General features: G+C 64.1%; 18 protein-coding genes. 4 read left to right on the top strand and 14 right to left on the bottom strand.

From position 1 onward, the window contains the following. Positions 1–348 precede the first annotated feature (348 nt). The 13 genes from ABID26_RS04785 to ABID26_RS04725 all read right to left on the bottom strand — a co-directional run bounded on the left by ABID26_RS04785 (position 349) and on the right by ABID26_RS04725 (position 13,060). The gene (locus ABID26_RS04785) at positions 349–1,440 is read right to left on the bottom strand and encodes an ABC transporter ATP-binding protein (protein WP_292373805.1); all 1,092 of its coding nucleotides are present in this window, start codon (positions 1,438–1,440) and stop codon (positions 349–351) included. Further along, positions 1,433–2,464 carry an ROK family protein gene (locus ABID26_RS04780; protein ID WP_126101652.1) on the bottom strand — a complete coding sequence of 344 codons (1,032 nt, stop codon included), beginning with the start codon at positions 2,462–2,464 and terminating at the stop codon, positions 1,433–1,435. Before ABID26_RS04780 ends, ABID26_RS04785 begins: the two co-directional genes overlap by 8 nt. Next, on the bottom strand, positions 2,464–3,186 hold the full coding sequence (locus ABID26_RS04775; RefSeq protein WP_292373807.1) for a ribulose-phosphate 3-epimerase: 723 nt from the start codon (positions 3,184–3,186) through the stop codon (positions 2,464–2,466). The genes ABID26_RS04780 and ABID26_RS04775 overlap by 1 nt, the downstream gene beginning before the upstream one ends. Beyond that, positions 3,183–4,010: an alpha/beta fold hydrolase gene (locus ABID26_RS04770; RefSeq protein WP_292373809.1), complete on the bottom strand. Its 828-nt coding sequence runs from the start codon at positions 4,008–4,010 to the stop codon at positions 3,183–3,185. The genes ABID26_RS04775 and ABID26_RS04770 overlap by 4 nt, the downstream gene beginning before the upstream one ends. Beyond that, positions 4,007–4,825, bottom strand: a complete 819-nt coding sequence (locus ABID26_RS04765; protein ID WP_126101649.1) for a sugar phosphate isomerase/epimerase family protein — start codon at positions 4,823–4,825, stop codon at positions 4,007–4,009. The genes ABID26_RS04770 and ABID26_RS04765 overlap by 4 nt, the downstream gene beginning before the upstream one ends. Next, on the bottom strand, positions 4,825–5,901 hold the full coding sequence (locus ABID26_RS04760) for a Gfo/Idh/MocA family protein (RefSeq protein ID WP_126101648.1): 1,077 nt from the start codon (positions 5,899–5,901) through the stop codon (positions 4,825–4,827). Before ABID26_RS04760 ends, ABID26_RS04765 begins: the two co-directional genes overlap by 1 nt. 3 nt (positions 5,902–5,904) lie before the next feature. After that, positions 5,905–6,726, bottom strand: a complete 822-nt coding sequence (locus ABID26_RS04755) for a sugar phosphate isomerase/epimerase family protein (RefSeq protein ID WP_126101647.1) — start codon at positions 6,724–6,726, stop codon at positions 5,905–5,907. 107 nt (positions 6,727–6,833) lie between these two features. Next, positions 6,834–7,676, bottom strand: a complete 843-nt coding sequence (locus tag ABID26_RS04750; protein ID WP_126101646.1) for a carbohydrate ABC transporter permease — start codon at positions 7,674–7,676, stop codon at positions 6,834–6,836. A 5-nt stretch (positions 7,677–7,681) separates the two neighbouring features. After that, positions 7,682–8,578 carry a carbohydrate ABC transporter permease gene (locus ABID26_RS04745; protein ID WP_292373811.1) on the bottom strand — a complete coding sequence of 299 codons (897 nt, stop codon included), beginning with the start codon at positions 8,576–8,578 and terminating at the stop codon, positions 7,682–7,684. A gap of 139 nt (positions 8,579–8,717) precedes the next feature. Then, positions 8,718–9,965, bottom strand: a complete 1,248-nt coding sequence (locus ABID26_RS04740; protein ID WP_126101644.1) for an ABC transporter substrate-binding protein — start codon at positions 9,963–9,965, stop codon at positions 8,718–8,720. A gap of 111 nt (positions 9,966–10,076) precedes the next feature. After that, the gene (locus ABID26_RS04735; protein ID WP_126101643.1) at positions 10,077–11,222 is read right to left on the bottom strand and encodes an ABC transporter ATP-binding protein; all 1,146 of its coding nucleotides are present in this window, start codon (positions 11,220–11,222) and stop codon (positions 10,077–10,079) included. 83 nt (positions 11,223–11,305) lie between these two features. Beyond that, positions 11,306–12,256, bottom strand: a complete 951-nt coding sequence (locus tag ABID26_RS04730) for a PfkB family carbohydrate kinase (protein ID WP_126101642.1) — start codon at positions 12,254–12,256, stop codon at positions 11,306–11,308. Positions 12,257–12,259: 3 nt separating this feature from the next. Beyond that, positions 12,260–13,060 carry a beta/alpha barrel domain-containing protein gene (locus ABID26_RS04725; RefSeq protein ID WP_126101641.1) on the bottom strand — a complete coding sequence of 267 codons (801 nt, stop codon included), beginning with the start codon at positions 13,058–13,060 and terminating at the stop codon, positions 12,260–12,262. A gap of 162 nt (positions 13,061–13,222) precedes the next feature. Between ABID26_RS04725 and ABID26_RS04720 the strand changes: the two genes are divergently transcribed. Next, positions 13,223–13,984 carry a DeoR/GlpR family DNA-binding transcription regulator gene (locus ABID26_RS04720; protein ID WP_126102821.1) on the top strand — a complete coding sequence of 254 codons (762 nt, stop codon included), beginning with the start codon at positions 13,223–13,225 and terminating at the stop codon, positions 13,982–13,984. 268 nt (positions 13,985–14,252) lie between these two features. After that, positions 14,253–15,401, top strand: a complete 1,149-nt coding sequence (locus ABID26_RS04715) for a Gfo/Idh/MocA family protein (protein WP_126101640.1) — start codon at positions 14,253–14,255, stop codon at positions 15,399–15,401. 47 nt (positions 15,402–15,448) lie between these two features. Here the strand turns inward: ABID26_RS04715 and ABID26_RS04710 are convergent, their stop codons facing one another. After that, positions 15,449–16,471, bottom strand: coding sequence for a LacI family DNA-binding transcriptional regulator (locus tag ABID26_RS04710; protein WP_126101639.1), 1,023 nt, complete (start codon positions 16,469–16,471; stop codon positions 15,449–15,451). A gap of 242 nt (positions 16,472–16,713) precedes the next feature. Here ABID26_RS04710 and ABID26_RS04705 point away from each other — a divergent pair, with 242 nt between their 5' ends. Then, on the top strand, positions 16,714–17,661 hold the full coding sequence (locus ABID26_RS04705; protein ID WP_292373814.1) for a sugar kinase: 948 nt from the start codon (positions 16,714–16,716) through the stop codon (positions 17,659–17,661). After that, positions 17,658–18,944, top strand: a complete 1,287-nt coding sequence (locus ABID26_RS04700) for a D-tagatose-bisphosphate aldolase, class II, non-catalytic subunit (RefSeq protein ID WP_292373816.1) — start codon at positions 17,658–17,660, stop codon at positions 18,942–18,944. The genes ABID26_RS04705 and ABID26_RS04700 overlap by 4 nt, the downstream gene beginning before the upstream one ends. Position 18,945: the final 1 nt, after the last annotated feature.

Raw genomic sequence — 18,945 nt, 5'->3', positions numbered from 1 at the left:
CAGAGCGCTGGCCTAGGCCTCGCCAGCATTTCCGCATGCTTTATAAAATTTTGACATGCGTCAAGAATTAAAGTGGTGTGCTGCGCATTTTGATGTGCTGCGGTGCAGCAGGGAGGAAGGGAGCACCGTGGTTTTCGTCATCCTCGGGCGGAGCAAGGAGCGAAGCGACGCGGCGCAGATCCGAGGATCCATTCCGTTCCCTTGACGCACCGCGGGGATGCGGAATTTTGCGCCTGCGGCCGAGGAAAATACCTGCACGGCCGCGACGCTCGAAAGTCACGGCATGGATTCCAGGGTCCTGCGCGACGGAGCTTCGCTCCTGCTTCGCCCTGGAATGACGAGGAAAGCCTAGGCCGTCCCAAGCGGCCTCAGCGCCGGCCCTTGCGGCCGGAACAGATGGCAGGTGGAGGGCGCGATATCGAGCGCGATCGACGTGTGCAGCGGGGTCGCGTCGCCGCCTTCGGCCTGCACCACCAGCGTGACGTCAGGCGCGGTCTCGACATGGAAGATGGTCAGGCTGCCGAGCCGCTCGGCAAGCGCGGCCTGTCCCTTGAACGGCCCGCCGGACGCGACTTTGAGGTGTTCCGGCCGCATGCCGAGCAGCAGTTCGTCGCCGGCCTTGGTGCCCCCTGCCTCGACCGGCACGGTAAGCGTCTTGCCGCCGGGCAGGCCGACGCCCACGCCGTCGGCTCCGGTTGATGTCACCTTCACCTTGATCAGGTTCATCTTCGGCGAGCCGATGAAGCCGGCGACGAAAATGTTGGCCGGCCGGTTGTAGAGGTCGAGCGGCGAGCCGACCTGCTCGATCGTACCGCCATTCAGCACCACGATGTTGTCGGCCATGGTCATGGCTTCGATCTGGTCGTGCGTGACATAGATCATCGTCGCCTGCAGTTGCTCGTGCAGCCGCATCAGCTCCAGCCGCATACTGACGCGCAACGCCGCGTCGAGGTTGGACAGCGGCTCGTCGAACAGGAACACCTTCGGGTTGCGCACGATGGCGCGGCCGATGGCGACGCGCTGGCGCTGGCCGCCGGACAGCGCCTTCGGCCGCCGGTCGAGCAGATGCGCAAGCTGCAGCACGTCGGCCGCTTCCTTCACCTTGCGCTCGCGCTCCGCCGCCGGCACGCCGGCGATCTTCAGCGCGAAGCCCATATTCCCGGCCACGCTCATATGCGGATAGAGCGCGTAGGACTGGAACACCATGGCCAGTCCACGCTCGGACGGATCGATGTCGTTGGCGCGTGCGCCGTCGATGGTGAGGTCTCCGGCGGTGATCTTCTCCAGCCCCGCGATCATGCGCAGCAAGGTCGACTTGCCGCAGCCGGACGGGCCGACGAAGACGACGAACTCGCGGTCCGCAACGTCGAGGTCGATGCCTTTGATGATCTCCGCCGATCCATAGGATTTGCGCACGCCGCGCAGCTTGAGCTCAGCCATGGCTTGCCTCCCTGGCGCCGGACAGTCCGCCCGCTTTCGTCTCCTCGTCCTGCACCATCGCCAGCGCCGTGCCCGGCTCGCCCTCCCAGAGAATCAGGCTTGCAGCGCCGACAAGGCCGGCGCGGTCGCCGAGTTCGGCCGGCACGATCGGCACGTCGCGATAGGCCTGCATGGCGCGCTCGTCGACGGTTGCCCTGATGCCGGGCGCCAGAAGGTCAAACCCGTTGGCAAGGCCGCCGCCCATCACGATCAGGTCAGGCGAGTAGAGATGCAGGAGATTGGTGAAGCCGATGCCGAGCCACCGCGCCTCCGCTTCGACAAGCTCGCGCGCTGTGGCGTCGCCGGCACGCGCAGCCTCGACGACGTGGCGGGCGGAGACGTCGCCGTCATTCGATAGGCGCCGCAGCAGCGAGTTGTCGCCGGGCTTGGTGAGCCGCGTCGCCCGGCGCCCAAGCGCCGTGCCTGAAGCGACCGCCTCGAAGCAGCCGACATTACCGCAGAAGCAGCGGTCGCCTTCGCCGGTGATCGTCATGTGGCCGATCTCGGCCGCCAGCCCGCGCCGTCCATGGTAGATATGGCCGTCGGCTACCACCCCGCCGCCGATGCCTGTCGAGACGGTGACGAAGACCAGCGAGCCGGCGCCGCGGCCGGCGCCGAAGCGCCATTCGCCGAGCGCTGCCGCGTTGGCGTCGTTCTCCAGCCGCACCGGCAGGCCGAATTGTCGGCTGAGAATGTCGATCAGCGGCACATTGTGCCAGCCGGCGAGCGTCGGCGGCCCGATGACGATGCCTGCCTTGGGGTCGAGCGGCCCCGGCGCGCACATGCCGATGCCGATCACCTTCGCCTGCGGATGCTCCTTGAGCAGTCTGTCCGCGAGGGCGATGATCTGGCCGATCACCGCTTCCGATCCGGCGCCGGCCAATGTCGGCGCCGATACGCGCGCGGCTACGTCGCCGCTGCGCTCGACCAGCGCGCCGCGCAGCTCCGTGCCGCCGAGATCGAAGGCAAGTGCGAGCGTGCTCATCAGGCGGCGGCTTTCAGTCCGTGCAGCCAGGCCATGCGCTTGGCGAGGTCGGGATCGCCGAACGCGAGCGAGCCCAGCACCACGGTGTCGGCGCCGGCCGCGCGCAGCAGCGGCACCGTCTCATGGCGGATGCCGCCATCGGCGGCCAGGATGATGTCGGCTTCGCGGCCGGCTTTTCTCATCAGAGCGCGCGCTTCGATCAGGCGCGGGCAGGCTTGGTCCGACAGGCTCTGGCCCTTGACGCCGATCGAGGTGCCGAGAAGCGTCACGAAGGCGACGTCCGGCAGGAAGGGTTCGATGGCGGACACCGGCGTCTCCAGCCGCAGCACCACGCCGGCCTCGGCGCCGAGCTCATGCGCCAGCTTGACCGCGCGCAAGCCGGCCTCGCCGTTCTCCGCATGGATGGTAACGAGGTCGGCGCCGGCCTCGATGAACTGGCGCGTCTGCGCCTCGACGATTTCCGCCTCGACCATCAGATGCACATGGATGGGCTTCACCGTCAGCCTGGCGATGCGCGCCACCATGTCGGGGAAGAACAGGAAGCCGGGGGTAAAGCGAGCATCCGCCACGTCGATGTGATGCAGATCGGCATGGGCCTCGATGCGCTTCAGGTCGCGCTCCATGTTGGCGAGATCCGCCGACCACAGCGAGAATTCGCCAATGAGCCTGTTACGCGGCAGTGCGGCTATTGCCGCGGGTCCGGAGAGGGGTTTGGCGGTCATGACGGAATGAGGCTCCGGGTATTCGAGTGGGACTGGAGGAAGGAACTGATCTGCTCATGCAGTTCGCCGAAATGCTTCGCGCTGTCGCGCGCCTTGGGCGTGATCTCGGCGAAGACCGCGTCGGGTATCGCGGCGGCAATTGTGTAGGCGGTCGACAGCGGGTGCACGGCATCGATTTCGTTTCCGATGACAAGTGCTGGAATGTCGAGCGCGGCCGCGTCGCGTTCGGAAACGCCGGGTCCGTCGCCGGCGATGTTGGCCAGCACTTGCGCGAAGGCCTTGGCGTCCGGCCGGTCGAAATAGCCGAGCAGCGAGGAAAGATTGTCTGGCGCCTCGCGATAAAGCCGCGCGGCGGTCTCGGATTGCGCGAAGATCGTGCGCCCCTTGTCGGTCCCGTGGTCGAGGATGAGCTCGGCAACCTCGGCAATCGGCTGCATGTTCGGAGGCGCCGGCGAGAACGTCCATGCCGGCCGCACCAGGATCAGGCCAGCGACTCGCCGTGGATGAAGGCAGGCGAGGCGCAGCGCAATCGCAGCGCCCATCGAGACGCCGCCGGCGACGAAGCGGTCGAGGCCGGCCTGATCGGCGGCGGCCAGAACGTCATCGGCGAACATTTCGAACGAGAAAGGCCGCCTCTCGCCGAGCCCGGAGCCGCCATGGCCGCGGCATTCCAGCGTGATGCGGCGGAAGCCGGCGGGAAAAGTCTGGGCGACCTGCGCCTCGCCGCCGCCGAGCCCGTGCTGGAACAGCACCGCCAGGCCCTCGCCCGTGTCGGTGGCCAGCAGCGTCGCGCCGTCGCGAAGAAGCGTTTGGCTCGGCATCATACCAGTCCCTTGAGGAAACGGGCGACGTCCGGCGCCTCTTCGGCCGAAAGCCCGTGCGTCACCAGCGGTCCATCGAAGCCGGTGGCCTTCAAGCGAGCGATGAAGTCGGCGAAGTCGATGACGCCCTGTCCGGCCGTGGCAAAGCGACCGTCGGCGAAACGGTCCTTGGCGTGCGCCAGGGAGACATGACCAGCCGTGTGCTCCACCGCCTCGGCAACGACGGCGCGCGCCGTCTCCGCATTCGCCTGTTCGAACAGATTGGCGGGATCGAGCACGATGCGCAGCCGCTTCGAGCCTATCTCGGAAATCAGCCGCATCGCGTCGTCGGCCGAGGTGACGATATTGGCCTGCTCCGGCTCGATGCCGAGATCGACGCCGTGGCGTTCGGCAAGCTGAAGCGCCTTTTCCATTTCGCGCGCCATGTCGGCCCAGGCCGAAGGATCGGCATTGTCGGGGTGATGCGCCCACTGGTCCTCGACATTGCGCGTCCCGGTGCAGAGCGTGACAAGCGGGATCGAAAGCCTCGCCGCAGTCTCGATGATGACCGCCAGCCGGCGCAGCCCGTCATGGCGCACCCGACTGTCCGGATGCGCCATATTGTAGGTGCCCGACAGCGCGACGAGGCCGACGCCGGAAGCCTTGGCGGCGGCATCGATTGTGCGGATCGCTTCGTCCGGAACCGCGTCCGGCATCGACGGCAGGCCTGCGCAGGCAAGATTGAACTGGGTGACCGCAAAGCCGGCATCGCGCACGGCCACCAGCACGCCGGCCGGCTCACTGCCCGGGAAGGTTTTTGCGAAGACCCCGACCTGCATCAGACCGCTCCCGTCACGCCGGCGATCTCGACGCGTTCGCCGCTTTCGACCGAGCGGGCGATCGCCACCATGGCGCGGATCGAGGCGAGCCCGTCCTCGACAGTGGCGCCGCGCTGCGGCTTGCCGTCGAGCACGGTCTCGGCGAGACCTTCCAATTGGCGGCGGAAGAAATGGCCGTCGGCGCCAAGCGGCCTTCGCGATGTCGTATCCTTCTCGTGAAAAATGTCGACCTCGCTGGCGCGGAAATACCAGGGATTGAAGGTCTTCGCGATCACCGAGCCGTTCTCGCCATAGAGCTGGAAGCCCTCGTGCCAATCCATGCGCACGGCGACGGTCAGGTCGAGATGGCCGAGCGCGCCGTTGGCGAACTCGGTCTCGACGAACCAGCAATAGGCGCCGAAGCGCTCGTTGAGCCGTGCGCGGACGGCCGTTATCTCGCCGCACAGGAAGCGCGCCGTATCGACCAGATGCGAGCCATGCGCCAACATGAAATACTGCCTCAAGTCAGCCTTCGGATTGCCGGACGGCTTCCTCGCCAGCTTGCTAGTGACGGGCAGCGGCTGCACCGCATCGGTGTTGGTGTAGCGGTGCGTGGAATCGCAATACCAGGCCTTCAGCGCCAGGATCTCGCCCATCTCGTCGCGGGCGAAATCGCGCGCTGCTTCCAGCGCCGGATCGAAGCGCTTCATGTGCCCGACCTGCAGCACCTTGCCCGAGCGCTTGACCGCTTCGACCAGCGTCTTGCCTTCCTCGACCGAAACGCCGATCGGCTTTTCGCAGAGCACATGCTTGCCGGCTTCGAGCGCCTTGATCGACATCGGCACGTGATAGGCGTCCGACGTAGCGACGATCACCGCCTCGAGCTCCGGATCGGCGAGCATCTCGTCATAATCGCCATACATCTTTTCCGGTTCGTAGGTGGCGCCCATGCGCGCGAGCAGGTCCGGCGCGGCGTCGCAGATCGCGTAGAGATCGGCATTGCTCGCCTTCACGCAGGATTCCAGATGCGCGAACTGCGCGATCGGCCCGCAGCCGAGCACACCGACACGAAGGCGACGGTCTTGTTTGCGGATCATCGTTCAGGCCCCGTAGCCGCGCATGGTCTGGCGGTTGGTCTTCACGGCCCCAGCCGGATCGGCGGCGGCCGCCTCGGACTCCTCCTCCAGCACCAGCCAGCCGTTGAAGTTGGGCGCGGCGCTAGCGATCTCGATCACCTTCGCCGTGTCGCAGACGCCCTTGCCGAGCATCGCCCAGGTTCCGGTCGCGTCGACGTCCTTCAGGTGCACGTAGCGGATGCGGTCGCGATAGGTGGTGAGCGTGTCGGCCATGTCCTTGTGCCCGCGCAATATGTGGCCGGTGTCCGGCACCCAGCCGGCCAGCGAGGCGTCGATCAGGGAGAAGATCCGGTCATAGTCGGCACGATCGAAGAGCAGCGTGTTGTGGTGCGAGCTCGGATGCACTGCGACCTGGACACCGGCCTTGCGGCCGAGTTCGCCGGCCTTGTTGTAGACTTCCGCCGCGATCGCGAACTTGTCGTCACGCGCGCCGTCGGAGACGACGGTCGCCGAGCCCATCGACACCAGCGCGCCGGGAAAGGCGGCGGCGAAATCGATCCAGCGTTTGGCGGTGTCGAGGTCGGCGCCGATCTTGTCCTTCAGCGTGAAGCCGCTCTTCGAACCGAAGGCGAAGGAGACGAGCGTCAGGCCGGATGACCGCAGCGCCGCGGCGAACTCTCCCGGCTTGCCGGCGTAGCGGCCGATCATCGTGTCGGTGATCTCGATGCCGGCATAGCCGCCATCGGCGATCGCCTTGAGCAGGTCGTCGGGGCCGCCGGCAAAACGGTCTCCAAGCATTTCCCAGGTGAAGGTCTGGCAGCCGACTTTGAGGTATTTCACGTTCATCCTTTCATTCCTTGATTCCACCTGCGTAGGCCCTGCCAGCAGAGAAGGTCCAATCCATCGATTTCGATCCGCGGCCTAGACCGTCAGTTTTCCGTGGGATCGACATCCTACTTGACCGAGCCCGCTGTCATGCCGGCGAGGAAGAACCTCTGGGCAACGAGGTAGATGAGCAGGAGCGGTAGCGAGCCGAGCACGCTCATCGCCATCATCTGGTTCCATTCGAAGGCGTGCTGCCCCATCAACAGTTGGATGCCGATCGGCACGGTGCGCATGGATGTTGACTTCGTCAGCGTCAGCGCAAAGAGAAATTCGTTCCAGCACAACAGGAAGGTATAGACGGACGTCGCCACGATACCAGGCAGTGAAATCGGCACGATCACCCGCCAGAGCGCTGTCCAACTGGTGCCGCCGTCGACAGCCACCGCTTCATCGAGATCGCGGGGCAAGGTGTTCAGATATCCCGTCATCAGCAGGATCGCGTAGGGCAGCGTAAACACCAGATAGGTCAGGATCAGTGCGACGTAGGTGTCGAAGATGCCGTAGGAGACGACAAGCCCGAAGAAGGGGATCAGAAGCGTGATCGGCGGAATCGTCTGCGTGCTGATGATGAGTGTGTTCAGGCTGCCCTTGCCGCGGAAGTTGAAGCGGCTGAACCCATAGGCCGCCAGCAACGCGATCAGCACCGTCAGCACGGTCACCGCTCCAGCCACGAAGTAGCTGTTGAAGAAGAAGCGCAGCTTTACCGGATCGCCAAGGATGGCTGCATACGCCTCCAGCGTGAAGGCCTTCGGCAGGATGGTTGGTGGCAGGGCAAAGATTTCGGTATTCGATTTGAACGAACTGCTCAGCATCCAGTAGATCGGGAAGGCTGCGAAAAAGAGCCCCGCTGCAAGCGCTGCATGGAGCGCGACGGTGATCAGCCTGTCTTTCGGCGTGTGCCTTTTCCTCATGGTGACTACCGAGCCTTTTGATAACGGATGTAGAACAGCGTAAGGCCGAGCGAGATCAACAAGATGACCACGGCGCTCGCCGACGCCTGCGACAGGTTGTAGCTCGAAAATGCCAGCTTGTACGTGTAGGTGCTGAGGACCTCGGTCGAGTAGATCGGGCCGCCGCCCGTCGTTATCCAGATCAACGGAAAGACCTGCATGGTCCAGATGAAGTCGAGCAGCGAGATGCTTATGATGATCGGCATCAGCTGCGGGATGGTGATGAAGATCAGCTTCTGGTAGGCCTTCGCCCCGTCGATATCGGCGGCTTCGTAGAAATCCTTGGGAATGCCCTGCAGGCCTGCGAGCAGGCTGACCATGAAAAGCGGGTAGCCCGCCCAGATATTGGCGAAGGTGACGGCATGCAGCGCGGTCTCGGGCGAGGAAAACCACTCGACCTTGGAACCGATGATGCCCATCTGCATGAGAATGCTGTTCACGACACCGTCCGGCTCAAGCAGCAGGCGCCAGATCACCGCGATGATCACCGCGGTGAACAGCCAGGGCAGTATGTAGAGCACGCGCAGGATATTGCGCAGCCTCGGATTGATGCGGTCGCTGTTCAGCATGAGCGCGAAGACCATGCCGATGGTCATGTGGAAAACGACACTCATGCATGTGAAGTAGAGCGTGTGCCACAGCGAGGCCCAGAACACCGGATCGTCGAAGATCGCCTGGTAGTGTTTCAGTCCGGCAAAGGATGGGTCACGACGCAGCACCGCGCTGTTCTGGAAGGAATAGCCAATCACCGTCACCATCGGCAGGAGCATCAGAAGGCCGATAATGAGCAGCGAGGGCGACAAATAGAGGTAGGGTGCGACCGCTCGTTTCAGCTTGTGGTGGGAGCGCTTTTGCCGGGTCATATGCCAACCTTGGGATACGCCTTCAAGAGAAGGTAAGCTTCGGAAACAGGGCCATCTCAAATTGCCGATCCGTTGTTGCCGGGTGGCCTGCCCGAAGTCGGGCCACCCGGTCGAAGATAGCAAACGGGGAACAGGCCGATCAAAATTTCGCCATCCAGCCCTTCTGGGCGGCCGCGGCCGCCTGTTCCGGAGATTGCCCGCCGGTGAGCATCTTCTGGGCTTCCACGTCGAACTGGGTCATCAGGTCTTCAGCCACCGGCAGGCCCGTGAACTCGTTGGCGAGATAACCGGTCTTGAAGATTTCGAAAGCCTTGCCGAAAGCCTTGTCCGAGGTCACGAAATCGGGCTTGGCGTTGACGTTGCCCGGGAAGGCGTTTGCAAGCGACACGAGCTTGGCGTTCACCTTCTCGCTCATCAGGTACTGGACGAGTTTCCAGGCCTCTTCCTGATGTTTCGAGCCCGCTGAGATGCCGATGCCCCAGGAGGCATAGGGAAGGCCGCGCTTGCCGCTGTAGTTCTCCACGACCGGGACCGGGATGAGGTCGAAGTTCAGCTTGGGATTGCGTTTGCGGATGAGGTTCACATGCGCGAGCGAGTCGATCATCATCCCGACCCGGTCGTTGACGAACTCCTCGACCTTTTCTTGTTCGGTCTTGGTGGCGATGCCGGGCGAGATGGTGCCGGCGTCGTTGAGCGATTTGACGAAGGTGAGCATATCCACCACGGGTTTGCCCTCGAGGGCGGGCTTGCCGTCCGCCATCATGGATTGACCCGATGCCCAGACCCACGACATCATGTCGTTCTGGACACCGGACGGCGTTTGCAGCGACAGCGGCAGCACCCAGCCATACTGGTTCTTGTCGGCATGGGTCATCTTCTTGGCGGCTTCGAGGAACTCAGCGCGGGTCGACGGCAGCTTGGTGACGCCCGCCTGGGCGGCGAGGTCCAGATTCACGAAGACCGGATAGACGAACGAAGCCACGGGAAACATCACCGCCTTGCCGTCAACCTTGATGATATCGGCGACCTGGCTCTTGTCGAAGCCGCTCGCATCCATCATCGGGTTCATGTCGGCCAGCGCGTTCTGCGCGTTCAGATTGTTCACCCAGGCGCCGTCGAGACCGACGACGTCGCTGAGCGTTCCGGTTGCCGCACCGACCGAAATCTGGTCTCGCGTGGTCGCATAGGGGCCGCTGACCAGCGTCACCTTGATGCTGGGGTTTGCGGCCTCGAAATCATCCATGATTTTCCGCAAGGAGCCGGCCGGTAATTCGGGCTCCCACCACTGGGTGAATTCCAGCGTCGTGTCCGCCATGGCGCCGGTTGCGCCGAGCAACCATGCGGCCGCGGCCATTTTCAGCATCGCGGGTCGTATCCGAAACGTCATTTTCTCCTCCTTCTTTAAGATCGGTCGCACAATGCGGACGATCGTCTGGTTTATTCAGAAGTCTTCATTCGCAGGCGCCTCGCTCTCGCCTGCCGGCTCTGCCGCAGATCTTCAGATCGCCAGATGCGTCTCGGGATCGAAGAAATGGAGCTTGGTATCATCCAGGGCCAACCGGATTTCCGAGCCGGCGTGGACCACGCTGACCGGTTCGAATTTCGCCACCGCATTCGACGCCAGGCCGAAATCCTGCGCCGCGTCCGGGTCGCCGGAGTCCACCCGGACCGCGCCGATGTTCAGATGGACGATATGTTCGGACCCGAGTTCCTCGATCGAGGTCACCTTTGCCGGTATCGTCTGATACTTGCGGCCGGATTCCAGGCTGCTATCATAGAGATCCTCCGGTCGGATCCCGAACACGACCTTGCGCCCCGCATACGACCTCAAGCCCGGCCTGCGCACGAAGGCTGCATCCTGCAGCCGGATGGCGAAGGTGCCGGACATCAGTTCGTCGCCCGTCAGGGTCGCCTCGAAAAGGTTCATCGAAGGAGACCCGATGAAGCCGGCAACGAAGGCGTTCACCGGCGATTCATAGAGCCTCTTGGGTGTGTCGACCTGCTGCAGCACGCCGCCCTTCAATACCGCGACCCTGTCCCCCATCGTCATCGCTTCGGTTTGGTCGTGGGTCACGTATATGGTCGTTACGCCGAGTTGCTTTTGCAGGCCGGTGATTTCGGCGCGCATTTGCACGCGCAGTTTCGCGTCCAGATTGGAAAGGGGTTCGTCCATGAGAAAGGCGGCCGGCTCGCGTACCATGGCGCGGCCCATGGCAACCCTTTGACGCTGTCCGCCTGAAAGGTTCGCGGGTTTGCTGTCCAGCAGAGACGTCAGCTGAAGGGTTTTGGCGATCTCGTCCACGCGCTTCTTGCGCTCGGCCTTCGGCTTGCCTGCCAGCCGCATCGAAAAGGCGATGTTTTCGAACACCGTCATATGTGGATAGAGCGCGTAGCTCTGGAAGACCATCGCGATGTCGCGGTCCTTGGGCGGCATGTCGACGACGTCCACTCCGCCGATGCGAAGGCTGCCGCTGGTGATGTCCTCCAATCCCGCGATCATTCGCAACGCGGTGGATTTGCCGCAGCCGGACGGCCCGACGAGAATCAAAAACTCACCGTCCTCGACCGACAGGTTCAATTGGTCGATTGCGTGAAAATTGTTCCCGTAGGTCTTGCAGATATTCTCAAGAATGACTTCTGCCATCTTCCTCCCTCCACAAGTCTAAGCCACTGATTTTTATAATTATCCTCGGCTTGTGTTCACCTGTGAGATATTCCTCGGATAGGCTATGTTCCTGTATCGAGCTGCGCATGTTTCAGTTCGACTGCTGACGGAGCGCCCGTCGATGCCAGGAGTTCCGTGACCTGGTCGTCGGTCGGAAGCGCCTCGCGCCCGCCACGCCCCGTTATCGAAAGAGCCGCCGCCGCGGCCGCGAATGCGACCCGGCCTGCGATGTCGGCTCCGCGCGTCAATGCATGGGCATAGGCGCCGTGAAAGCAGTCGCCGGCGCCGGTCGAGTCGACGACGGCAACCCCGTGCGGAGGCAGGTGCCAGAGCCCTGTCTCGTTGCGTCCGCGATAATAGACGCCTCTGCCGCCATCGGTCAGAACCACGGCGGACCGCGACGGCAACCACAATGCATCGAGCATCTCGGCGGGCGATCGGCGGCCCGTGGCAGCCCGCGCGAAGCCGAGGGGGAGAATGAGATGGTCGCAGAGCGCGATCAGCCTCTCGGTGACTGGCCCGCCGCTCCATTCGATATCGCCGAGGATCGCAAGGCCGAGATCGCGGGCCCGAGCCACGACATCCAACGACCGGATCGCGTAGCTATCGACGATCAGGACGGTCGCGCGGCCGAGGACCTCGTCCGGAAAGTCCGGCGCGGTGCCCAGCATCGCGTCGTCGTCATACGCGATGAAACGCTCCCCATCCGAGCCGACGGTGATCCGCGAGCGCACCGGGCATGCGTGCGGGTGGCGCGGCGCGAATGCGGTTTCAACGCCGCTCGCAACGAGATCGCACAGCGTGGCGTCGTCCGCGGCACTGCCCAGCCATCCGACGAACCCGGCGGTTCCGCCGAGCCGCGCGACGGCGGCAAGGGCTGTCGCGACATTTCCCCCGAAAGCGCGGGCGCTTTGCAGAACCTTCCCCTTGCCCGCCGACAACGGCTGATCGACATAGACGATGTCGTCGATCGCGATAGCGCCGAAGCCGAGGATTGAAGGGACGGTGGGCATCGGTCAGGCACCCGCCTTCGCCAGGGCGTCTTCTGCCGAAAGCCCGTCATGGATGACGCCCCGGAAGGCAAGCGCTGCCTTCTGCGGATCGCCATGCCCCCAGAGATTGCGGCCCACCACGGCACCGCGCGCGCCGGCACGGATGGCGTCCGCCGTCTGCTGAAGGGCGCCGAGCAGCGTATCGGTCTTCGGACCACCCGCGATCACAACCGGAACCGGGCAGGTCCGGACGGTCTCCCGGAACGACTCGAAATCGCCCGTGTAGCCGATCTTGATCACGTCAACGCCGGACTCGTAGCCGATGCGCGCCGCATAGGCGATCTCGTCAGGGGTGAAGACGATCTTTGCTCCGTCGGTGAAATCGCGAGGGTAGATATGCGCCACCACCGGCATGCCGTAGCGGGCCGCCGCATTCACCGAATCGGTCAGCCAGCGTATGTACTTGCCCTCGGTCGCGCCACGCACCGGGATGGCCACGGCCAACGCATCGGCGCCCGCGCGTACCGCATCCTCGGGCGTTGCAATCAACTCACTGATGCGATCGTCCGGGGTGAAGCAGCCAGCCTGGATCACCAGCGAAGCCTTGCCCGCGTATTGCGGCCACAGATGGCGGGCGGTGCCAGGCTGGATGCTGACGTAGTCGGGTTTGCCCACCATGACGCGCGCGAGCGCGCCCGGCAGGTCGGCAAGACCGCCTTTGCGCACGTCGCCATAGCCGACAAAGTGGTCGACCGCGCCTCCAAAAAGATTCCCCGATGGATGCGAGAAGAGGCGTGCAAGACGCACCTTGGTTCCTAGGCTCATGAGTGCAAAATTCCCCAATCGTTTGATTTCGAAATCCTGAACTCAGTGTTTGCGAAAGAAATGAGAAATGCAATCTTTCGAAAGCTTTCGAATTCGCGTATTTTTGGCAAGGTGAGCCGAGGCCGGAGCGGTTGCTTGGCGCAGGGAGGCAAGGGCAGGGCAATGTTGTCGGAGCAGAGACGCCAATCGATCCTGAGCGAGGTGCAACGCAGCGGACAGGTTCGCACGAAGGACCTGTCGGACGGTTTTGGCGTGTCCGAGGTCACGGTGCGCTCCGACCTCGAGATACTGGACCGCAAGGGACTGCTGACCAAGACCCGTGGAGGGGCGGTGACCCGGACCACCGATTCGACCACGGCCGCGTTCGCCCGGCGGATGCAAACCAACCTCGATGCAAAGATGCGCATCGCCCGGGCGGCGGTAGACCTGTTCGAGGACAACCAATCGGTCATCTTCGACGGCGGCTCGACATTGATGCAGGTTGCCATGCAGTTACCGCCGCTCAGCAATGTCGTGGTCGCGGCCACGGCCATGAATATCGTGCAGCATCTGATGCATCGTCCCGGACTCGACGTTCACATGATCGGCGGCCGGGTCTATCCCGACACGGTGAGCACGCTGATCACCGATGCCGACACGGCTCTCGGCGGCTTGGTGGCGCATCAGGTCTTTGTTGGAGCGCATGCGATAGACTCGTCGCTGGATGTGGTCGACGTGAACGAAGACATGGCGCGAACGAAGCGAAACCTCGTTCGCATGGCCCGGCGCGTCGTCCTCCTCGCGGATTCGAGCAAATGGGGCGTCAGCGGGACCTCCAAGGCATTTTCGCTGTCGGCCGTCGATGTGGTGATCACCGACGATGGCCTGCCCGGTCCGATGCGCAGCCAGCTCGATAGGATCGGGGCCAAGGTGATCTATGCCTGAACCCGTCGCGGTCCCTGACCGCGACGACAAAATCCAATGCGCGCATGACCCACGGGCTTGGTGCCGGCTGTCGGCCGTTTTTTCATGTCAGTCATTTTCTCCTCCTCAAGGCTGGCGGCCTCCGACGCTGCGCCAGCGTTTTCACATGCTCTATAAAAATTTTACGCGCGTCAAGATTTAAAATGCGCTATAGCGAGTCACGAAAATTGTCCGCCGCCATTGCGGCGGGCTGTCTCGGGCGCTGCCGCATTGGGAGGTCGAAAGGAAAATGCAAGCAAAATCAGGGGAAAAGCTCGGCATCGGCGTTGTCGGCTGCGGTAACATATCGATGACCTATCTGCGCAACGCGGCACTTTTTTCCGGTGTGGAATTGCGCGCCTGCGCCGATATTTCCGCCGACATGGCCGCCTTGCGCGCCAAGGACTATGGCATCCGCGCGCTCGGCGTCGATGCGCTGCTCGCCGATCCGGAGGTCGATCTCGTCCTCAACCTCACCATTCCCTCGGCGCATTTCGACATCTCGTTTTCGGCGCTCTCGGCCGGAAAACATGTCTTCACCGAAAAACCTCTCGCGACCTCGGCCAGCGATGGCCGCCGGCTGGTCGCCGAGGCGGCCAAGCGCGGTTTGCTGCTGGGCTCGGCACCCGACACCTTTCTCGGCGCCGCCGGGCGCCGGGCGCGCCGGCTGATGGACCAGGGCGCGATCGGCCGCGCCGTGACCGGCACCGCCTTCATGATGGGGCGCGGCATGGAGCACTGGCATCCCAATCCGCAATTCTACTACCAGCCGGGTGGCGGTCCGGTCTTCGATATGGGGCCTTATTATCTGACCATGTTGGTCAACCTGCTCGGTCCGGTCGCCCGCGTCATGGCGATGGCGACGCGTGGCCAGGAGGAGCGGCTGATCACCGCCGAGGGGCCATACAAGAACACCAGTTTCAGGGTCGGCACGCCGACCAACATCCTGTCGCTGCTCGAATTCCGCTCCGGCGCCACCGTCGCCTTCGGTGCGTCCTGGGATGTCTTCAGGCACTCCAACCATCCGATCGAGCTGCACGGCACGGAAGGCTCGCTCAGGCTGCCCGACCCCGACACCTTCGGCGGCACCGTCTCGCTGTCGGCGCGCGGCGACGACTGGAAGGATTTTGCCAGCGAGAACGAGCTCTACGGCGCGCGCAACTGGCCCTATGCCGGGCCGGACCGCGCCAACTACCGCATGCTCGGCGTCGCCGACCTGGCGCGGTCGCTGGCGGAAGACAGGAGGCCGCGCGCATCCGGCGAGCTTGCGCTGCACGTGCTGGAGATCATGGAAGCGATCCTCGCCTCCGGCGAGAGCCGCAACTTTGTCGCCGTCGTCGGCACGGTCGACCAGCCGCCGCTTCTCGGCGAGGATGAGGCGGCGAGCCTGCTTGCCTGAGGCGCCGCGTTCGCCCCGTGAGAGTTCGAGCGGGCTTCCGGCCGATATCAGGCCGACTGACGCATCACCAGCGTCGCGTCGAGGTTGACCTTCGGCGCGACGGTCGTGCCGTCTTCGTCGAGCAGGGTAAGCAGCGTTTCGACGCTGCGGCCGGCCATCGCCGCAAAATCCTGCGCCATGGTGGTGAGCGCCGGGCAAGTGTAGCGGCTGAGCGGATGGTCATCGTGGGCTGCGACGCGCAGGTCGCAATCGGCCTTTCGGCCCACCTTCAGCCCCTTCGAGAAGGCCGCCGCCATCACGCCGAAGGCGAGGCGGTCATTGGCGCACAGGATCGTCTTGCCCGGCAGGCCGCCATTGCCGAGCATCTTCTCCGTCTGCTCGTAGCCGATCCGTTCGAACTCCCACGTGTAGTCCTCGATGTTGCCGAACACGGCCGGCTCCTGTCCGAGCCGCTTCATGGCATCGATATAGCTTTCCACCCGCTCGCGCGAATTGTGGTTGACGTGCGGGATGTCGAAATAGACCGGGGCATCGCCCGAACGGCAAAGGTAGTCGACGATGGTCGACATGCTCTGCACATTGTTGTTGCCGACGAAAGGCGTGTCGCCTTCGAGATAGGTGTCGAAATAGACGATCGGGATCGCCTGCGTCAGCTTCTCGATCGCCCGCTGGTCCGAACGCCGTCCGAGCGGCGCAATCAGCGCGCCCGAAACCTTCAGCGACAGGATGGTTCGGGTCGCTTCCGCCTCGAGCTCGCTCGACCCGTGCGAGGAAATGACGATCGGCCAATAGCCTTCGTCGCGCAGCCGGAGCTCGATGCGGCTGACCATCTCGGAATAGAAGGGATCGGTCACCGTCGGCACGACGATGCCGATGCTGCGGGTGCGCTTGCGGTTGAGATTGCGCGCGAACAGATTGGGCTGGTAGTCGGACGAGCGCAGCGCATCCTCGATGCGTTTTCTCGTCGCCGGCTTGACGCTGGTCGGATCGTCGAAATACTTCGACAAAGTCGGCCTGGAGACGCCGCAGGAACGGGCAAAATCCTCCATAGTCTTATGCGTCATCGGCATTCAAATCCTCGCGACATGGAATCCTTGCTCCATGCGCTGCCCCGGTGCCTACATACGGTGCGCCGGCGCGCGACTGCAAGTTGAAACTTTACAGACAACTTTGCAAGTTTCAACGCGCCTTTTGAAATTATTCCACGCGTAAATTTATTAATTGACGTGAAAGACCCAAGGCCGTATTCAATTTTTGGTATCTGCGGTGATCCAGAGAGCGGACTCCGCGGACGAATGCCGGGAGGACATGGATGAAGAAGCTGGTCTCAGCGGGCGAGATCCTCGTCGAGATCATGGCCGAGCGCATTGGCCAGAGCTTTCTCGAACCCGGGCCGCTGGTCGGGCCGTTCCCGTCCGGCGCGCCGGCGATCTTCATCGGCCAGGCGGCGGCGCTCGGCCAGCCCGCCGGTCTCATCGGCGCCGTCGGCAAGGACGATTTCGGCCAATTGAACATCGACCGGCTCAGCGCGCTCGGCGCCGACGTTTCGGCGATCGCGGTCCATGAGGGCCATGCCACCGGTACCGCCTTCGTCACCTATCGGCCCGATGCTTCCAGGCATTTCGTTTTCAACATCCGCAACAGCGCCGCCGGCCTGCTGGAGATGGACGACGCGGCCAAGCGGCTCTTGGCCAGCGCCGACCATGTCCATGTCATGGGCTCCTCGCTGTTTTCCGACCGCGCCGCCGAAGTCGCGCTTGGCGCGATCGCGGCCGTGAAGGCCAAAGGCGGAACGGTGTCCTTCGACCCCAACATCCGCCGCGAGATCATGCAGGATTCCGGCATGCGTCAGGCGCTCGACAAAGTGCTGGCGCAGACCGATGTCTTCCTGCCGAGCGGCAACGAGTTGTTTCTATTTTCCTCGGCCGGCGACGAGCAGGGCGCGGTTGGCGAACTGTTGGGGCGAGGCATCTCCTGTGTCGTGCTGAAGAAGGGTGCGGAAGGCGCTGCCTATCACGACCGGCAGGGCACGGTCGTCATGCCTGGCTTTGCCGTCGAGGAGATCGATCCGACCGGCGCCGGCGATTGCTTCGGCGCCGCCTTTGTTTCCTTCTGGCTGCGCGGCGCAGCACCCGCGGATGCGTTGCGCATCGCCAATGCCTGCGGCGCGCTCGCCGTCACCCGCAAGGGGCCGATGGAAGGCATTCGCCGACTCGCCGATGTCGAGGCCTTTATCGCCAAGTCAGGGCCACGCGCATGAGCGCCGCCACGACAAGATTCGCAGGGATCGCCGCGCGCCGCCTGGCAGGCGGCAAGGGCGGCATCGCCTCGATCTGTTCGGCGCATCCGCTGGTGGTCGAAGCGACGCTCCGCCATGGTGCAGCGCATGGCGCCGATGTGCTGATCGAGGCGACATGCAACCAGGTCAATCACGAGGGCGGCTATACCGGCATGACGCCGGCCGCTTTTCGCGCTTTCGTCGAGGCGCATGCAGGCAAGACCGGCTTTCCGCTCGACCGGCTGATCCTTGGCGGCGACCATCTCGGCCCGAATCCGTGGAAGCACCTGCCCGCGGCGCAAGCGATGCGGAAGGCTGCGGCAATGATCGACGCCTATGCCGCTGCCGGCTTCACCAAGCTGCATCTTGACACCAGCATGGCCTGCGCCGACGATTCAGTCGTGCTGCCCGACGAAACGATCGCTGCGCGCGCGGCCGATCTCGCGGCGGTCGCCGAGGCCGCGGTCACACGCACGGGCGGTGAAAAACCCGTCTACATCATCGGCACCGAAGTGCCGGTGCCCGGCGGCGCGCTGGAAGCGCTCGATCATATGCATGTGACCGAGCCCGCCGATGCGCTGCGCACCGTCGAGGTCCATCGCCAGGCTTTCTCCCGCCTCGGCCTCGATGCCGCCTTCGCCCGCGCCATCGGTGTCGTCGTCCAGCCCGGCGTCGAGTTCGGCAATGCCGACATCATCGCCTATGCGCCTCAGAAGGCGACGAAGCTGGTGGCATCGCTGGAGGGCATGCCGCAATTCGTCTTCGAGGCGCATTCGACCGACTATCAGCCGGCGGAAGCGCTTGCCGCGCTGGTGCGCGACGGCTTCGCCATCCTCAAGGTCGGCCCCTGGCTCACCTTCGCGCTGCGCGAGGCGCTCTATGGCTTGAGTTTCATCGCCGACGAGCTGGCAGCCCACCCATCGCGCGAAAACCTGCCGGCCGCCATGGAGCGCATCATGCTGGCCTCGCCTGGCAATTGGCAGAACTACTATCCGGGCACGCCCGACGAGCAGCGCCTGCAGCGACATTTCTCCTTCAGCGACCGCATCCGCTACTACTGGCCGTCTCCAGACGCGCAGCATGCCGTCGAAGCGCTGCTGGCCGCACTTGGCGACCGGGAGATTCCGCGCCCGCTAATCAGCCAGTATCTCGGGCATCTCGATGCCGAGGTCGGCGCCGGCCGGATCGAGCCGACCGCACACGAGCTTCTGATCGGCAGCGTCACGCGTGTCCTCGACATCTACCGCGACGCCACGAACCTGTAAG

It is taken from the genome of Mesorhizobium shonense, from assembly GCF_040545255.1.
GTDB lineage: Bacteria > Pseudomonadota > Alphaproteobacteria > Rhizobiales > Rhizobiaceae > Mesorhizobium > Mesorhizobium shonense.
The sequence above is the reverse complement of the archived record's forward strand: the minus strand, read 5'-3'. Positions and strand labels throughout refer to the sequence as shown.

What these genes read in the sequence shown, in the direction of transcription:
- ABID26_RS04785 (WP_292373805.1), bottom strand. Translation starts at nt 1,440, where the DNA reads ATGGCTGAGCTCAAGCTGCGCGGCGTGCGCAAATCCTATGGATCGGCG.
- ABID26_RS04780 (WP_126101652.1), bottom strand. Translation starts at nt 2,464, where the DNA reads ATGAGCACGCTCGCACTTGCCTTCGATCTCGGCGGCACGGAGCTGCGC.
- ABID26_RS04775 (WP_292373807.1), bottom strand. Translation starts at nt 3,186, where the DNA reads ATGACCGCCAAACCCCTCTCCGGACCCGCGGCAATAGCCGCACTGCCG.
- ABID26_RS04770 (WP_292373809.1), bottom strand. Translation starts at nt 4,010, where the DNA reads ATGATGCCGAGCCAAACGCTTCTTCGCGACGGCGCGACGCTGCTGGCC.
- ABID26_RS04765 (WP_126101649.1), bottom strand. Translation starts at nt 4,825, where the DNA reads ATGCAGGTCGGGGTCTTCGCAAAAACCTTCCCGGGCAGTGAGCCGGCC.
- ABID26_RS04760 (WP_126101648.1), bottom strand. Translation starts at nt 5,901, where the DNA reads ATGATCCGCAAACAAGACCGTCGCCTTCGTGTCGGTGTGCTCGGCTGC.
- ABID26_RS04755 (WP_126101647.1), bottom strand. Translation starts at nt 6,726, where the DNA reads ATGAACGTGAAATACCTCAAAGTCGGCTGCCAGACCTTCACCTGGGAA.
- ABID26_RS04750 (WP_126101646.1), bottom strand. Translation starts at nt 7,676, where the DNA reads ATGAGGAAAAGGCACACGCCGAAAGACAGGCTGATCACCGTCGCGCTC.
- ABID26_RS04745 (WP_292373811.1), bottom strand. Translation starts at nt 8,578, where the DNA reads ATGACCCGGCAAAAGCGCTCCCACCACAAGCTGAAACGAGCGGTCGCA.
- ABID26_RS04740 (WP_126101644.1), bottom strand. Translation starts at nt 9,965, where the DNA reads ATGACGTTTCGGATACGACCCGCGATGCTGAAAATGGCCGCGGCCGCA.
- ABID26_RS04735 (WP_126101643.1), bottom strand. Translation starts at nt 11,222, where the DNA reads ATGGCAGAAGTCATTCTTGAGAATATCTGCAAGACCTACGGGAACAAT.
- ABID26_RS04730 (WP_126101642.1), bottom strand. Translation starts at nt 12,256, where the DNA reads ATGCCCACCGTCCCTTCAATCCTCGGCTTCGGCGCTATCGCGATCGAC.
- ABID26_RS04725 (WP_126101641.1), bottom strand. Translation starts at nt 13,060, where the DNA reads ATGAGCCTAGGAACCAAGGTGCGTCTTGCACGCCTCTTCTCGCATCCA.
- ABID26_RS04720 (WP_126102821.1), top strand. Translation starts at nt 13,223, where the DNA reads ATGTTGTCGGAGCAGAGACGCCAATCGATCCTGAGCGAGGTGCAACGC.
- ABID26_RS04715 (WP_126101640.1), top strand. Translation starts at nt 14,253, where the DNA reads ATGCAAGCAAAATCAGGGGAAAAGCTCGGCATCGGCGTTGTCGGCTGC.
- ABID26_RS04710 (WP_126101639.1), bottom strand. Translation starts at nt 16,471, where the DNA reads ATGCCGATGACGCATAAGACTATGGAGGATTTTGCCCGTTCCTGCGGC.
- ABID26_RS04705 (WP_292373814.1), top strand. Translation starts at nt 16,714, where the DNA reads ATGAAGAAGCTGGTCTCAGCGGGCGAGATCCTCGTCGAGATCATGGCC.
- ABID26_RS04700 (WP_292373816.1), top strand. Translation starts at nt 17,658, where the DNA reads ATGAGCGCCGCCACGACAAGATTCGCAGGGATCGCCGCGCGCCGCCTG.